Source organism: Bounagaea algeriensis, assembly GCF_054491375.1.
Map to the genome: position 1 here is coordinate 1,805,854 of NZ_CM137102.1, position 14,994 is coordinate 1,820,847.

The following is a 14,994-nucleotide window of genomic DNA, read 5'->3' on the forward strand; positions in this document are numbered from 1 at the left end:
ATCGGGTGATCGCCGAGGCGTGTCCGCTCGGGACGATACGCGGCATGCTGGGAGGTGTGGTGGCACGCACGGCTCCCGGCAGAGCTCGTTTCGCCGCCGAACTGGCGGCGGCCGCGGCCGCGCAGGCCGCCGCGTTGGCGCTGCTGAGCGCGTGCGGCGTGCTCGGCGGACGCGGGGTGCTCGCCGGGGGCGGCTACGCGGCCGGGCTCACGCTGCTGCTGTGCCGGTCCGGAGCCCGCACCGCCCCCTGGAGTCCGGCCGATCGGGTGACGCTGACGCGGGCAGTGCTCATCGGCGCGGTGACCGCGCAGGCGGTGCAGGCCACGACGGGCCCGATCCCCGGGTGGGCGTTCCTCGGACCCGTCGTCGCCGCGCTCGTGCTCGACGGGGTGGACGGTCAGGTGGCCCGGCGTCGGAACTGCGCGTCCCCGTTCGGCGCGCGCTTCGACATGGAACTCGACGCGTGGCTCATCCTCGTGCTCAGCGGATACGTCGCGCTGCACCTGGGCGCGTGGGTGCTGGTGATCGGCGCGCTGCGCTACGTGTTCGTCCTCGCCGGGCGCGTGCTGCCGTGGATGCGCTCCGAACTACCGCCGAGCCGGCGCCGCAAGGCCGTCGCGGCCGCGCAGGGCGTGCTGCTGGCGATCGCGGTAGCACCGGTGGCCGCGACGCACGTGGCGTGCGCCGCGGCGCTGCTGGCGCTGGGGTCGCTGCTGTGGTCGTTCGGCGCGGACACCTGGTGGCTGTGGCGTGCATCCACCGCACCGGGCGTGTTCAGCTCTGCTGCGGAACGGCCATTTCGCCGAGCTCGGACCAGTCCTGCTGGTCGACTTGGGTGTTGATCACGCGCGGCGTTTCCACCAGGTGCGGCGGAAGCGTCTGCTGCGCGGTCTTGAAGTGCTCGGACTGCACGTGCGCGGCCCCGGCGTCACCGTCGCGGAACGCCTCCACGAGCACGTACTCGTTGGGGTCCTCGATGCTGCGGGACCAGTCGAACCACAGGCATCCGGGCTCGTTGCGGGTGGCGCGGGTGAAGTCCGCGGTGATCTCCGGCCAGCGGTCGGCGGACTCGGAGCGCACGCGGAACTTGACGGTGATGAAGATCATGATCCGTGCCTTTCTGGACGCACCTCTTGCACCTGATCCACAGTAGAGGATCCGTGCGTCCTGCGCGCAGGGGAGGGCTGCGCACGGGAGGCTGCGCGCAGGGGAGTGCGTGGCCACGCCGCGTACCGCCGTGGGCGCAGCTCGGAGCGCCTCGGGGACTCGGAAGCGACGGGCCTCGCGCGGCGCCTCGCCGCGCCGGCAGGTGCGCCGAACGCGATTCGCCGCGCCGGGCCGGAATCGTCCAGGGCGCGAAAGTGAATTCGCCGGAGACCGCCGTGCGGAAAACACCCGGTCGGCGGTTCCTTTCCGGGCTCGGCGCCGGTTGAATCGCAACAGCGGCGAATTTCCCGGAAGCGAAAGTCGGTGAGCCCGATGTCGGCGGTGTCGTTCGTGCTGGTTCTCGTCGGATTCCTCCTGCTCGCCGACTGGTCGGAACGCTCGCGCGCGCCCTCCCCGGCGCGGTCGCGCCGCGCCGGGTGAGGCAGGATTCCGGCGGTGCGGACGGGTCTGCGCACAGCCACCTGTTCGCTGGTGCCTGCCCGCCGGTGCCTGCCCGCCGGTACCTGTCCGCTGGCGCGTGTCCACTCTCGCGCCGCGTTGCGTGCATGCGTTCGCCACGGTGCGAAGCTGCATCGAGCCACGGAAAGTGGCGCGTCGTGCGCGGTGCGCAGGAACCATGCGGTGGCTCACAACGGGTTCGGTCTTTCTGGGTAGTCGTCCCCGTAGAAACCTCGGTTCTGCGGGCGCATTGCTCCGGCAGCATCGGGTTGTTGCCTCGGGCCGGTGACGGGTCGGGCAATGAACTCCGAGACGCCCCCGATTGAAAACTCCCGGAGCTATGCGGAAAGACACCGACGGTTCGAATTCCCCCGAAAACAACGCGTCCGAGACGAAAAGCCCGATTCGGAAGTTCGCGGACCGCGTCCCGTTCGGCCTCGCGACGGTCGGCACGGCCGGCGTGCTCGCGGCGGCGACCGTGACGGCGGCGTTCACCTCCCCGCTGGCCTCCTCGGGCGGTGCGGATCAGGAGCAGCCCCGCCCCGTCGCCGAGGTTCAGCAGCAAGGCCAGCAGGCCCCGCAGCAGCAGGCCCCGAATCAGCAGGCCCCGCAGCAGCAGGCCCCGAATCAGGCGCAGCAGCAGCCGGATCCGGCCAAGGCCGAGAAGGACCTGCGCAAACGCATCGTCGACAACGCCCGCGCCGAGATCGGCACGCAGGAGAGCGGCGACAACGTCAACCCGTACTCCCCGCAGTCCGTGTCCTGGTGCGCGCTGTTCACATCCCAGATGTGGGAGGACGCCGGCGTGGACATCGACAGCGAGCAGTACGCCTTCACCGGCGACCTCTACAACGACGGCCAGCAGCACGGCACCGCCTACGGCGCGGACCAGCTGCAGCAGGCCAAGCCGGGCGACGTGCTGCTGTTCGGCAGCGGCCCCTCCTCGCCCAGCACCAGCAAGCACATCGGCATCGTGGAAAGCGTCGACGGCAACACGGTGACCACCATCGAGGGCAACGCGGATGACAGCGTCATGCGCAAGCAGCACCAGCTGACCCCGGACACCTTCTACGGCGGTGTCGCCCCGTGGTGAACCTGAGCCTTCCGGCTCTCCGCTGAGCAGCGGCGATGTGCGGCGGTGACGCGTTCACCGCACCCGCGCGAACAGGCCGCCCCCATCCGCCGGGGGCGGCCTGCTGCATGTTCGGCGGCTCGTGCCCAGTGGCTCATGTCCGGCGGCTCATACCGACAGCTGTGCGACGAGCTCGCCGGCGCGCTGCTCCGGCAGCACCCGGGCCACGTCGGCCAGGCTGATGACGCCGATGAGGCGGCCGCCGTCGACGACGGGCAGGCGGCGCACGCCGTGCTTGATCATGATGTCGACGACCTCGGTTTCCGAGGCGTCAGCGCCCACGGACGCCGGCTCGGGCTGGGCGATGTCCCCAGCGGGGAACGTACCGGCATCGCGGCCCTGACCGACGACTTTCCGCACGAGGTCGCGGTCGGTGATCAGGCCTTTGAGCCGGTTGTCCTGGCCCTGCACCGGGATCGCCCCGATTTCGTGCTCGGTCATCACGCGGGCCGCGTCGGCCGCGGTCGCATCGGTGCGGATGGTGACGGCGTCCTTGGTCATCATGTCGCGGGCCGTTGTCATGCCGCTCACGTCCTTCCGGGGTGACTTTCCGGGCCGACCTGCGACTACCCGAGCGCGCGGCCCGATAATCCTTGCGGGGATCACCGTGGGCGGTGGTGTGCAGGAGCGTGACACACTCCTGGGCGGAAAGGCTGTTCGGACACGTGTGCGCGGTACGGGCCGCGGGGAGGACGACTCATGGGAATCCTGAGCTGGATCATCTTCGGGCTGATCGCCGGCGCGATCGCGAAGGTCATCATGCCCGGCCGGGACCCGGGCGGCATCATCGTCACGATCATCATCGGCATCGGCGGCGGCATGCTCGGTGGTTGGCTCGGCAGCTCGGTGTTCAGCAACAGCGGGGTCACCGGGTTCAACCTGAGCAGCTTCATCTGGGCCGTGGTCGGATCGTTGATCCTGCTGCTCATCTACCGGCTGGTGTTCCACCGGTCGCGGGCGTGACAGGTCTCCGGGTCGGGCGCGCCGAAGCGGACGTGCCCGGCCCGGTTACGGTTCGCCGGAAGCGGGTAGCCGCGGGGTGCGCATCCTCGGTCGGTGTGCGCCGAGCAACCCCGCGAGCACAACAGGAACAGCGATGATGGGCACCGACAGCAAGTCAGTGAAACAGGCGCTCTCCTCGTTGGATTTCCCGGCGAGCAAGGACCGGATCGTGACGCACGCGCACGATCACGGTGCGGATGCGGTGACGGTGCGCGCGCTGCGCGCGATGCCGGTCGCCGACTACGACAACCTCCAGGAAGTGCTCCGTTCCGTTCCGCTGGACTCGGAGGCGGAAGAGGGACGCACGCACGGGCAGAAGTCCCAGCAGGCGAGCCAGCCGGAGAAGGGCTCGCTCGCGGAGCAGCAGGCGCGGACTCCGGCGCATCCCATCGTCGACGAGATCGGTAGGAACAGGCGCACGTGACGGCGTCGAGCGCGCCGGCTATCCGTCCGCGTTGGCGCTGCGGAGCGTCCGCATCGCCTGGGCCAGCGCGGCCGAATCCTCCGCGCCCAGGGGTTGCAGTACGCGGCGGCGGAGGATTTCGGCGCACGCGGAACGCGCGCGCTCGGCGATGTCGCGTCCGTGGTCGGTGAGGACGGCATAGGTCACGCGGCGGTCCTCCTCGCACGGTTCGCGGCGGATCAGCTCCGATTTCACGAGCCGGTCGGCGACCTTGGTGAAGCCGCCGCTGCTCAGCGCGGCTTCGTGGGCGAGCTTCGTCATCGGCATCCGGTGCTCGGCCGAGCGCACGAGGCGCACGAGGATGTCGAAGGACGCGGGGGAGAGGTCGAAGAGCTCGGCGAGCTCTCCCATGAGGTGCTCCTGCGTGGCCTGGTAGCCCTCGATCACCAGACCCCACCAGGTGATGATCTCGTCGTCGTCGGTGCGCGGATCGTTCGGTGCCGACGCGGCGGGGTTCGGGTCGTTGGCGTTCAACGGTGGGTCCTTTCGACTCGTGCGGGGGCGCGCCTCGGGCGCTGAGTTTAGCTCAGCGCTTCCGGTGCAAACTCTTGCGAAGAAGCTGCACCGGAAGCAGTCGGCACGCCGTACGCTGTTCGCGCCAGTGCGCCTGCGCCGTGCGGAGGCGCACACACCCCCGCGAAGCCCGCTAGGTTGGGCGCAGCCAACCGACCGCGAGGAGTGCCCGTGCTGCCGAACGTGCACGACGTCCTGCCCAGCGACCACCCGTCGGCCACGCTCGTGGGCCGCGCGTACGACCCCGCCGCGGCCGGACCCGCCGTCGTCGCCGTCCGCGGCGACCGGCTCGTCGACCTCAGCGACACCACCCCCACGCTCAGCGCGCTGACCGAGCACCCCGATCCGGTGGGCCTGGCGCGCGAAGCCCCGCCGCGACGGGAATGGCCGCTCGCCGACGTCCTGGCGACGACGCTGCGCGGTGGCGATGGGCCGCGGCTGCTGGCCCCGGCCGACCTGCACGTGCTCAAAGCCGCCGGTGTCACCTTCGCGGGCAGCATGCTCGAACGCGTCATCGAAGAACGCGCCGGAGGCGATGCGGGCGAAGCGGCCGAAGTCCGCGCACGCGTCGAACGCGCCGTCGGCGACGCGATCGCCTCCGTGCGCCCCGGAACGCCGCAGGCGCGCGCCGCCAAGCAGTGGCTCCAGCAGGACGGACTGTGGTCGCAGTACCTCGAAGTCGGCCTGGGCCCCGACCCGGAGATCTTCACCAAAGCGCCCCTGCTCGCAGCCGTCGGGGCTGGTGAAAACGTTGGCATCCCCGACGTTTCGCAGTGGAACAACCCCGAACCCGAAGTGGTCCTCGCGGTGCGCTCCGACGGACGCATCCTCGGCGCCACGCTCGGCAACGACGTGAACCTGCGCGACGTCGAAGGCCGCAGCGCCCTGCTGCTGCCCAAAGCCAAGGACAACAACGCCTCGGCCGCGCTCGGGCCGCTGATCCGGCTGTGCGACGCGGATTTCGACCTCGACCGGGTTCGCCGCGCCGACCTGCACCTGCACGTGGCCGGCACGGACGGTTTCGTCCTCGACGGGCACAGCTCGATGCGCGAGATCAGCCGCACCCCGGAAGAGCTCGTGGCAGCTGCCCTCGGATCGCACCAGTACCCGGACGGGTTCCTGCTCTACACGGGAACCGCGTTCGCCCCCACCGAGGACCGCGACGTCGCCGGCCACGGGTTCACCCACCACTCCGGAGACCGGGTGCGCATCACCTCGCCCGACCTCGGTGCGCTCGTCAACGACGTCGCCACCTGCGAGGAGTGTCCGCAGTGGACCTTCGGTGTCGGTGAGCTGCTGCGCAACCTCGCGGGGCGGGGCCTGCTCAGCGCACCGACGTAGCCGGCGGTGCGGTCAGCGCGGGCGCGGTGCGGAGAAGAGCGCCCGCACCGCCCGGATCAACTGATCGGTTGCGCGTTGCAGGCTGCGGGCGCTCACCGATCCGTCCTGTTCCACCAGGTCGGTGAAGATGACGCATCCCACGAGCAGCACGGTCAACACGGTCACGGCGATGATGAACACGGTGATCCTCCTCCTTCAGGAGATCATATCGCTGAACCGCGCGTTTCGTTACGGCCCGCGGGGGCGAACGAGCGTGCGCTCCGGACCGTCCCGGTTCTGGTCGGTGCGCACCCCCGGCGACTAACCTGGGGCCGTGGCCAGTGAACGCCCCAACCCGGCGCAGTGGGTCTGGTACGCCTTCGGCGGCAAGCTCCCCGACCGCCACGCCGAGTGGGTGTTGCACGACGTCACGGCCCGCACGTGGCCGCTGCGGCACCTCGCGCGGGCGCTGAGCCAACTGGCTCCGTTCTGCCTGCTCGTGCTCTTGCCCGGACCGCTGTGGATCAGTGTGAGCGCCGTCGCACTGGGGTTGTTCGTCGGGCTGTTCTACTCGTTCTGCTACATGGGCGAAGCGGCCGAGCACCGCGCGATCAAGCACGGCTACCCGCCCGGGATGGCCCGGGAGATCCGCGCGCTCGACAAGGACGTGCGCCGGGCGGGCAAGCGAGGTATGAACCACCGCCACTGGTGGGAGTGACCGCGGTTGCCGCCCGCCACGATCGCGGCGACCAGACCGCCGAACAGCGGCACCGTGGCGACCGAGAACACGATGTTGATCCCGGCGACCTCGTTGGCCAGCAGAGTCCCACCAACCGCTCCGGGTGCGCGTCGGACAGCCCCGGGAACAGGCGCACGCCGCCGATCCCGGGCGCGTGATCGAGCCGATGTCCGGCGGAACAGGCTGCTGCGCGAGCGCCGACCCGTCAAGTGGGCTCGGTCATGCCCGACCCGGTCGGCAGTCCGCCCACCCGCGGTAGTCGACCCACGCCTGCAGGCGCTGCCGCGTTTCGAACCGCCGCACGTGCCCGCTGATCGGGTCGGTGAACTCGAGCGCGCTCGCCAGCAACTGCAGCGGGCGCGTGAAGTCGCCCGCGGGGCGGATGGCCACGCGCGGGTACAGGTCGTCCCCGAGGATCGGCGTGCCCAGGTGGTTCATGTGCGCGCGCAGCTGGTGGGTGCGGCCGGTGCGCGGAACGAGCCGGTAGTGGCCGAGCGCCCCGCGCTGCTCGAGCAGTTCGACCTCGGTGGCGCTGTTCGGCCGCCCGGGGATCGTCTGCGCCGCCCGGCATCCCGGCTTCTTCTCCAGCCGGTTCCGCACCACCCGCGGAAAATCCACAGTGGAGCGGCGGGCCGCGACGGCGTGGTACTCCTTGCGCACGCGGCGCTGCTGGAACAGCTTCTGGTAGGTGCCCCGCTGGGCGGGGTTGACCACCAGCAGCAGCACGCCGGCGGTCATGCGGTCCAGCCGGTGCGCGGCGACGAGCTGCGGCAGGCCCAGCTGTTCGCGCAACCGCGCCAGCACCGTCTGCAGCACGTGCTGCCCGCGCGGGGTGGTGGCGAGGAAGTGCGGCTTGTCGACGACGAGGACGTCCTCGTCCTGGTGCAGCACCCCGATGTCGAAGGGCACCGGGGGCTCCGCGGGCGGCTCGCGGTGGATCCAGACCTTCCCGCCGGGAACGAACGCGGCATCCGCGTCGACCGGGCCGGAGGAGTCGGCGATGTCGCCGGCGCGGAACTTCGCCGCCAGCTGCTCGGCGGAGGCGTCGAAGCGTTCCTGCAGGTAGGCCCAGAGCGTCTCCCACTGCTGCTGCCGGGGGAGCTTGACCGGCGTCGCGTCGACCCCGTTCCGCTGCGGCAGTGGTGATCGCCTGCTGCGTGCCACGTGCTCAGGTTACCGGTTCCGGTGCGGCCAGCCGCAGGCCGTGGCCGCGCCGGCGCACGGCGAAGAACCGACTCACCGAGTGCGGCAGTGCCTGCTGACGGCCTCGGCGCGCCGGGTTGCGCGTGGCGGGAAGGCCGCGACGCGGCGGTGGCCGGCCCCGAACGGGACCGGCCACCGCCGCGGACGCGCTCAGCTGCGCGGGATCTGCTGGGTCTCCTCCACCGACAGGTCACCTCCCGAACCGCCGGAGGCGAAGCGGCGTTCGACCACGAGGATGGCCACGACGACGAGGAACCCGATCGCGAACATGAGGACGCCCGCCCCCAGGTGCGCGTCCGGGGCGACGAACTCGCGGTTGTCGTCCTGCCACGGCCACAGCGCGCGCAGGCTGCCCGCCATCACACCGGTGAGCACGACCAGCGTGATCTGCCCGCGGTGCTCGAGCAGCCACTGCAGCAGCTTCACGATCGAGGCGAGGCCGATCATCGCGCCGAGGAAGAACAGTCCGATGTAACCCAGATCGCGGTCGTTGAGCGCGGAGATCGTGGGCTCGTAGAGGCCGAACGTCAGCAGGATGAACGAGCCGGACAGCCCCGGCAGGACGAGCGCCGCCACTGCCACCATCGCCGCCGGCACGATCACGAACGGCGTGGCCGAGACATCGCTCGGCGGCAGGCTGACCACCAGGTACGTCGCGGCGGCCACCACGAGCGCGATGACCGCGTTGCGCGCGCTCCAGGCTGCCCGGTCCGGACGAGGCCGCGTGGCGCGCTGGGCGAGCGAGAACGGGACCCACAGCGAGGCGAGCACGAGCCCGAAGAACAGCGCTCGCGTGTGGATCGGGTAACCCGTGACGAACCCTTCCATGAAGCGGGCCACCACCAGCACGGCGAACACCATGCCCACGAGTACCGGGAGTACGACATCCCAGCGCACACTGCGGAACTCGGCGTTGGCCCGGTCCAGACCGCGACCCTTCGGCAGGTCGACGGCGGCCCGGCGGATCCCGGAGAACAGGTGTCCGGCGGATGTGATGAGCGCTTCGTACACACCGGTGATCAGTGCGACCGTGCCGCCGCTCACCCCTGGCACCGTTTCCGCGGTACCGATCAGCGCGCCGCGCACCGCGTTCAGAACGCTCCTCGACCAGGATGGCCGGGTGGCCATACGAGGGAGGGATTTCGTCACCAGCTCTCCTTGACCTTCACGGGACGGACCGGCGCGGCGACTGCCGTGGCAGCACCCGTCGACCGGCCGGCTCAACAACAGGGACGTGTGCTCGACACTACTGAAGGCGCGGTGCTCGAGTGCGCAGACCCTGGTCAGCCGTCCGTTCTGCCGTTTCGGTCCGGAGGTGGGCCGCCTCGGAGGTTTCACTGCTGAGGGGACCGCGCCCCGTGCTCCGGGGAAGGGGCTCCTCAGGCCAGGGAGTAGCCGCCGTCGATGAGCAGTTCGGTGCCGGCGCAGTAGGCGGCTTCATCGCTGAGCAGCCAAGCGATGGCGCCCGCGACTTCGTCGGGGGCGGCGAACCGGCCCGCCGGTGTCCCTCGCAACCAGCCGTCGAAGAGCTCGGACTTTCCTTCGACGAGGCTGGTGCGGACGTAGCCCGGGGAGATGGCGTTGACGCGGACCCCGCGGCCGGTCCACTCGACGGCCAGCGAGCGCGTCAGCGCGCTCACCGCGGCCTTCGATGAGTTGTAGGCGGCCTGCTTCTGCGGAATGTTCACGACGTGGTTGCCGGACATCGAGGCGACGTTGACGATCCGACCGCCGCCTGCCTCCAGCATGGCCTTGCCGAAGGTGGAGCAGGCGAGGAACACGCCGCGCAGGTTGACGCCGAGCACCCTGTCGAACTCCGCGGCGCTCATCTCCTCGGCGGGCACGTCGTCCTCGACCACGCCGGCCGCGGTGACCAGTCCGTCGATGCCGCCGGCCTGCTCGAGGACGCGGGACCGGGCCTGGCCGACGCTGTGCTCGTCGGTGACGTCGCACGGCACGTGCTCGCCGACATCGGTGGGGGTGCGGTCGAGGGCGAACACGCGGGCGCCGCGTGTTTCGAGAGTCGTGCAGGTCTGCCGACCGATGCCGCCCGCGGCTCCGGTGACGGCGATCCGGGCGTTGCTGAACCAGTTCATCGGGACCTCCTGGCGGGCAGCCGCCGCTGTCGGGCGGAGGAGGGGCGGCGACCGGCCGATGCCGCGGCTCGGTGCGTGCTCGGCAGGGGTGGCGCCGGCGTGGTCGGGAAGCGGTCGGTCGCTCTTTCGCAGCGGAGCGTAGCGATCTTCGCCCGCGGATGCACGGACGATCGCGGAGTGCGCTCGGGCAGCGCCGCCGGTTCGCGGTGTTCGCTCCGGAGCGTTGATTGTGCGCGTTGTTTCAGTGTTAACTGAATTCAAGGCTTTCCGGTGTGAGCGGCGTCTGGGTTGTGCTGCGATGACAGCAAAGGAGGGGGGTCTGATCGCAGCGGCGCAGCGTGCGCTAGAGTGGTATTGCACCGCAACGGGACGTGGCGCAGTTTGGTAGCGCACCTGACTGGGGGTCAGGGGGTCGTGGGTTCAAATCCCGCCGTCCCGACCAGCGGCGAAGCCCGCTGATCTGGCTTGAAAGCACAGGTCAGCGGGCTTTTCTTGTCTGGTTCGAGATCAGCGCGCACGATCACACCGCCCTCAAGTGGGGACCACGTGGGGACCGCTCGCCTTTCAGGAACGCGGACAGGGCGGCCCCGGCATCGTTGATCGATTGCTGGTTCGGGTGGATGTAGCGCTGGGTCGTGGTGATGTTGCCGTGCCCGCCCATCCCGCTTCGCGGCCGCCCAGATTGGTCAGGGCATCCTGGGCCGGTCCGCGGTGTCGTCGGTGACTGCTGGAGGGCAGATGGAGCGGGAAGAGCTCGTCTTGTCGGCGGAGATGGTTGGCAGGTCTGCCAGCTTGCCACCGTACTGCGTTCGTCACGGGCGCCCTGCTTTTCGACGGCGAGACTTCGCGCTCCAGTCGCGCGCTCACCCGCGGGGAAGCCGTTTCATGAGTGCCAACCCCCTTGGCATGGCCGGCCGTCTCGGCGAGAAGGCGCGAAAAGTTCAGATCGTCGGTGTGCGTGACTGGCCGCTCTGCGAGCGGTGCGCACGGACGCGGACGATCTTGTTCACGCTCACGCAGGTCATGTTCTGGTCGGCTCTCGTGCTGATCTTGGGTGCATTCATGGCCGCTGCCATCATTAATCGTCAGAGCGCTGTGCTCGGTGGGTTCGCTGTACTCGGATTCGTCCTGCTGTTCAGTTCACCGTTCGTCTTCTACTCGGCTTCTCTGACTCGACTGGTGCAAGCCCGTGCTTCCGAAGACGGGGCTTCCGTGATCGTCAACCGTCCCCATCGGAACTTCTCCGACGCGGTTGCCGCAGGCGGGTGAGGTGGCCGAGAGGCGCGGCTGCGGTGGGGCTGCACAGCAGCACTGGTGCCTCAGCACTGGTGCCTCGTCGTGTTTCGGGGCGCTCCGCTGAGCAGGCTGTGCAGCGGATCCGGGTGCTCGTCGGGAGCGTCGGGGTCGACCGCTGCCGGCCGGTGCGCGTGGGAGGGTGCCGTGGTGGGATGAGCGGCGCGTTCGCGCGGGGTCCTATAATCCCGGCCGCACTGGTGTCGTCGTTCGGGGCGACGCGCGGGAAATGTTGTTTCGGGAAAGGGGATCCGTGAGTACGCAGGCGGAAACGTTCGAATTCCAGGCGGAATCTCGCAAGTTGTTGCAGTTGATGGTGCACGCCATATACTCGAACAAGGACACGTTCCTGCGCGAGCTCGTTTCCAACGCTTCGGACGCGCTCGACAAGGTGCGGCTGGAGTCCTTCCGCGACAAGGACCTGGAGGCGGACACCTCCGATCCGCACGTCCTGATCGAGACCGACGAGCAGCACCGCACGTTGACGGTGCGCGACAACGGTATCGGGATGTCGCGCGACGAGGTCCAGGAGCTGATCGGCACGATCGCGAAGTCGGGCACGGCCGAGCTCCTCCAGCGGTTGAAGGACACGAACGACGGTGCGGCCGCCCAAGAACTGATCGGGCAGTTCGGGCTCGGTTTCTACTCCAGCTTCATGGTCGCCGACAGGGTGACGCTGCTGACCCGCAGGGCGGGCGAGAGCACCGGCACCCGGTGGGACTCGACCGGTGAGGGCACCTACACCATCGAGACGGTCGACGAGGCCCCGCAGGGCACGGCGGTGACGCTGCACCTGAAGGCCGAGGACCAGGAAGACAGCCTGCTCGACTACACCGACAGCACGACGATCACCGACATCGTCAAGCGCTACTCCGACTTCATCTCGTGGCCCATCCGCATGGAGGTGGAGCGCACCGACTCCGAGGGTGGTTCCGCGCGGCAGCTCGAGACGATCAACTCGATGAAGGCGCTCTGGGCGCGCCCCAAGGAGGAGGTCGCCGAGGAGGAGTACCGCGAGTTCTACAAGCACATCAGCCACGACTGGAACGACCCGCTCGAGACGCTCCACCTGCGGGCCGAGGGCACGATCGAGTACCAGGCGCTGCTGTTCATCCCCTCGGTCGCCCCCTTCGACCTCTTCACGCGGGACCACAAGCGCGGTGTCCAGCTCTACGTCAAGCGCGTGTTCATCATGGACGACTGCGAAGAGCTCCTGCCGGAGTACCTGCGCTTCGTCAAGGGCGTGGTGGACGCGCAGGACCTCTCCCTCAACGTTTCGCGGGAGATCCTGCAGCAGGACCGCCAGATCCAGATGATGCGCAGGCGCCTGGTCAAGAAGGTCCTGTCCACGGTCAAGGACATGATGGATGAGGACCCGGATCGTTACGCGAAGTTCTGGGACCAGTTCGGCCAGGCAGTCAAGGAGGGACTGCTCAACGACGTCGACAACCGCGATCAGATCCTCGAGATCGCGTCCTTCGAGTCCACGCACGACCCGGAGAACAGGACGAGCCTGCGCCAGTACATCGAGCGGATGCAGGACGACCAGGAAAGCATCTACTACATCACCGGCAGTTCGCGATCCAAGGTCGAGAACTCCCCGCACATCGAGGCCTTCCGGGACAAGGGCGTGGAAGTGCTGCTGCTGACCGACCCGGTCGACGAGATGTGGGTGGAGTCGGTTCCGGAGTTCGACGGCAAGCGGTTCCAGTCGATCGCCAAGGGCCAGGTCGACCTCGACGAGGACGACTCCGGCGGCGAGAGGGCGCAGCAGGAGCAGGAGTTTTCCGAGGTGCTGTCCTGGATGACGACCAAGCTCGCCGACGATGTGAAGGAAGTGCGGCTGTCCTCGCGCTTGAGCACGTCACCGGCCTGCGTGGTTGGTGACAGCAACGACATGGGGCCGACCCTGGAGAAGATGTACCGTGCCATGGGCCACGAGATGCCGCCGGTGAAGCGCATCCTCGAGGTCAATCCCGACCACCCCCTCGTGAGCGGAATGCGCGATTCCTACGGCGAGCACGGGGAGAGCCCGGAACTGGAGGAGACGGCCGAACTCCTCCACGGCATGGCGCTGTTGGCCGAGGGCGGTGAGCTCCGGGAACCGGCGCAGTTCACCGGTCTGCTGGCCAACAGGCTCGCCCGGACGCTGTGATCGCGCTCGTCCCCGTCGGGGCCGGAAGCGACCGCTGTCCGGCCCCTTCGAGCGGGGGCGCATCGAGTGTGCGCCGCGTTCGATTTCCCAGCCGCGGCGAGCACCACCGCAGTCCCCGGACGCGGTGCCCGGGTGGTGGGTGCTGTTCAGCGGCGATTCCGGTTGAACCCCGGTCATCACCCGATACCGGTCATCACGCAACCTTGGACAGAACCGTTGTATTTGCGCTCCCCAGCGACAGCGCCGTTCGCGCTGGTGGTGTCAACCTGTGCGGTGCTGCCGGAGAGGTTTTGCCGGGTGCGCTTGCGCGGGTGCGTTTTCCGCGTCAGTTCGCGTGCGGTGGTGCATCCGGCATGAGTTGCGGCGAGGCGATACTGATCCGGTACTCCTCGTGCGGAGACCAGTGCGCGCGGAAGCTGAAGCGATCCCCGCGCACGAGGGTGCTTCGGTACTCGATGGGGTGGTCGTGCGTGCTTGTGCAGCCGAACCGGTGGATTCGGAAGGCACCAGCACCGTCGGGGACGGCCAACACCTCCCGTTCTGCCGATGAGGGCATCACCGCCGTGATCTGTTCATCCCCGGCCGTGACGCGCAGCCCGCACCGCTGCCGCAGCTCCCGGTACAGCGAGGTGTGGCGGAAATCCACGTCCAGCAGCGGCCGAGCGAGGTCAGCAGGCAACCACACCCGGTCCACGGCCAGCGGCTCCTCCGCGGCCAAGCGCAGACGCGCCACGTGCAACAGCGGTGTGGACTCCTCCCGCCCCAGCTGCGCGGCGATGACCCCATCGGCCTGCTCCTCGAGGCGCAGCGTCACGCTGCGCTGCTCGTGCCCGCTGTCCTCGACAGAATTGAACAGGCTGTAGAGCGCCCCCAGGGGTTGCTCGAGTCCTGGCTCGCCAACGACACGAGTACCGCGCCCACGCTGCGCGGTGATTACCCCTTCCGCGCGGAGTTGGCGCAGAGCCTGCCGCACCGTGTGACGACTGACCCCGTACTGGGTCTGTAGTTCCTGCTCGCTGGGAAGGCCAGCACGGAACTCCTCGGCGGCGATGCGGCGCCCGAGCTGGCGATGCACCTGGGCCCAAAGCGGGACGGGGCTAGCTCGGTCCAGTTCCCGTTCGTGCTGGCTTCGCGCATTCCGGTTGGCTTCCACATCCGCTAAAGGTACGGTAGTCCGTACAAGCATGCAACATGGGAGTTCGGGGTCGGTCGTCGGATCGAAGGAGAAACGCCTGACGCGTGTGACCGCAGTCGAGGAACTCGACCCGGTCGTGCTCGTGTGCGCTTCCGGTACCCGGGCCGAGCAGGCCCGCGGTGTGCTGGCCTCGGCCGGACTGGAACGGCTCAGCGTGCTGGAGGGCGGAATGAGTGGGTGGCAGCAGCACGACGGCGGTGTGCCCACCCTTCCCTTCGGGCCGTGAGCTGGCTTCGGGGCGTAGCCGACGGGTAGCTGTCGCAGACGCAGGAGACGAT

General features: G+C 69.3%; 17 protein-coding genes and 1 tRNA gene. 10 read left to right on the forward strand and 8 right to left on the reverse strand.

Annotation, left to right across the window (positions count from 1 at the left end; translation table 11 throughout):
- Positions 1–44 precede the first annotated feature (44 nt).
- Complete coding sequence (locus tag ACVGV2_RS08130) at positions 45–842, forward strand: CDP-alcohol phosphatidyltransferase family protein (protein WP_459165434.1); 798 nt, start codon at positions 45–47, stop codon at positions 840–842.
- Here the strand turns inward: ACVGV2_RS08130 and ACVGV2_RS08135 are convergent.
- A complete protein-coding gene (locus tag ACVGV2_RS08135; RefSeq protein WP_459165435.1) occupies positions 775–1,107 on the reverse strand; it encodes a putative quinol monooxygenase in 333 nt (110 codons plus the stop codon). The two genes, ACVGV2_RS08130 and ACVGV2_RS08135, sit on opposite strands and share 68 nt — an antisense overlap.
- Positions 1,108–1,945: 838 nt before the next feature.
- Between ACVGV2_RS08135 and ACVGV2_RS08140 the strand changes: the two genes are divergently transcribed.
- Positions 1,946–2,698, forward strand: a complete 753-nt coding sequence (locus tag ACVGV2_RS08140) for a CHAP domain-containing protein (protein ID WP_459165436.1) — start codon at positions 1,946–1,948, stop codon at positions 2,696–2,698.
- Between the two features lie 147 nt (positions 2,699–2,845).
- Here ACVGV2_RS08140 and ACVGV2_RS08145 read toward each other — a convergent pair whose 3' ends face one another.
- Positions 2,846–3,259: a CBS domain-containing protein gene (locus tag ACVGV2_RS08145; protein WP_459165437.1), complete on the reverse strand. Its 414-nt coding sequence runs from the start codon at positions 3,257–3,259 to the stop codon at positions 2,846–2,848.
- Positions 3,260–3,436: 177 nt separating this feature from the next.
- On the opposite strand from ACVGV2_RS08145, the gene ACVGV2_RS08150 reads away from it, so the two are divergent.
- Positions 3,437–3,700: a GlsB/YeaQ/YmgE family stress response membrane protein gene (locus ACVGV2_RS08150; RefSeq protein WP_459165438.1), complete on the forward strand. Its 264-nt coding sequence runs from the start codon at positions 3,437–3,439 to the stop codon at positions 3,698–3,700.
- A gap of 133 nt (positions 3,701–3,833) precedes the next feature.
- Positions 3,834–4,163: a DUF2795 domain-containing protein gene (locus ACVGV2_RS08155; protein WP_459165439.1), complete on the forward strand. Its 330-nt coding sequence runs from the start codon at positions 3,834–3,836 to the stop codon at positions 4,161–4,163.
- An 18-nt stretch (positions 4,164–4,181) separates the two neighbouring features.
- Here the strand turns inward: ACVGV2_RS08155 and ACVGV2_RS08160 are convergent, their stop codons facing one another.
- The gene (locus ACVGV2_RS08160; RefSeq protein WP_459165440.1) at positions 4,182–4,676 is read right to left on the reverse strand and encodes a MarR family winged helix-turn-helix transcriptional regulator; all 495 of its coding nucleotides are present in this window, start codon (positions 4,674–4,676) and stop codon (positions 4,182–4,184) included.
- A 204-nt stretch (positions 4,677–4,880) separates the two neighbouring features.
- Here ACVGV2_RS08160 and ACVGV2_RS08165 point away from each other — a divergent pair, with 204 nt between their 5' ends.
- Positions 4,881–6,056, forward strand: a complete 1,176-nt coding sequence (locus ACVGV2_RS08165) for a fumarylacetoacetate hydrolase family protein (RefSeq protein WP_459165441.1) — start codon at positions 4,881–4,883, stop codon at positions 6,054–6,056.
- A 12-nt stretch (positions 6,057–6,068) separates the two neighbouring features.
- Here the strand turns inward: ACVGV2_RS08165 and ACVGV2_RS08170 are convergent, their stop codons facing one another.
- Positions 6,069–6,236 carry a hypothetical protein gene (locus ACVGV2_RS08170; protein ID WP_459165442.1) on the reverse strand — a complete coding sequence of 56 codons (168 nt, stop codon included), beginning with the start codon at positions 6,234–6,236 and terminating at the stop codon, positions 6,069–6,071.
- A 133-nt stretch (positions 6,237–6,369) separates the two neighbouring features.
- On the opposite strand from ACVGV2_RS08170, the gene ACVGV2_RS08175 reads away from it, so the two are divergent.
- Positions 6,370–6,753, forward strand: a complete 384-nt coding sequence (locus ACVGV2_RS08175; RefSeq protein WP_459165443.1) for a DUF5313 family protein — start codon at positions 6,370–6,372, stop codon at positions 6,751–6,753.
- A gap of 240 nt (positions 6,754–6,993) precedes the next feature.
- Here ACVGV2_RS08175 and ACVGV2_RS08180 read toward each other — a convergent pair whose 3' ends face one another.
- From ACVGV2_RS08180 to ACVGV2_RS08190, 3 genes are all read right to left on the reverse strand, one after another.
- A complete protein-coding gene (locus ACVGV2_RS08180; protein ID WP_459165444.1) occupies positions 6,994–7,938 on the reverse strand; it encodes a pseudouridine synthase in 945 nt (314 codons plus the stop codon).
- A gap of 189 nt (positions 7,939–8,127) precedes the next feature.
- Positions 8,128–9,021, reverse strand: coding sequence for a DUF368 domain-containing protein (locus ACVGV2_RS08185; protein WP_459165445.1), 894 nt, complete (start codon positions 9,019–9,021; stop codon positions 8,128–8,130).
- A gap of 335 nt (positions 9,022–9,356) precedes the next feature.
- Positions 9,357–10,073, reverse strand: a complete 717-nt coding sequence (locus ACVGV2_RS08190) for an SDR family NAD(P)-dependent oxidoreductase (RefSeq protein ID WP_459165446.1) — start codon at positions 10,071–10,073, stop codon at positions 9,357–9,359.
- A gap of 365 nt (positions 10,074–10,438) precedes the next feature.
- Here ACVGV2_RS08190 and ACVGV2_RS08195 point away from each other — a divergent pair.
- From ACVGV2_RS08195 to htpG, 3 genes are all read left to right on the forward strand, one after another.
- Positions 10,439–10,515, forward strand: a tRNA-Pro gene (locus ACVGV2_RS08195).
- Between the two features lie 443 nt (positions 10,516–10,958).
- Positions 10,959–11,342, forward strand: a complete 384-nt coding sequence (locus ACVGV2_RS08200) for a hypothetical protein (protein ID WP_459165447.1) — start codon at positions 10,959–10,961, stop codon at positions 11,340–11,342.
- A gap of 277 nt (positions 11,343–11,619) precedes the next feature.
- The gene (gene htpG / locus ACVGV2_RS08205) at positions 11,620–13,521 is read left to right on the forward strand and encodes a molecular chaperone HtpG (RefSeq protein ID WP_459165448.1); all 1,902 of its coding nucleotides are present in this window, start codon (positions 11,620–11,622) and stop codon (positions 13,519–13,521) included.
- 325 nt (positions 13,522–13,846) lie between these two features.
- On the opposite strand, the gene ACVGV2_RS08210 is transcribed toward htpG, so the two are convergent.
- Entirely contained in the window at positions 13,847–14,596 is a 750-nt protein-coding gene (locus tag ACVGV2_RS08210) for a GntR family transcriptional regulator (RefSeq protein WP_459165924.1), read from the reverse strand.
- Positions 14,597–14,762: 166 nt separating this feature from the next.
- Between ACVGV2_RS08210 and ACVGV2_RS08215 the strand changes: the two genes are divergently transcribed.
- Positions 14,763–14,942, forward strand: coding sequence for a rhodanese-like domain-containing protein (locus ACVGV2_RS08215; protein WP_459165449.1), 180 nt, complete (start codon positions 14,763–14,765; stop codon positions 14,940–14,942).
- The last annotated feature ends 52 nt before the right edge of the window (positions 14,943–14,994 follow it).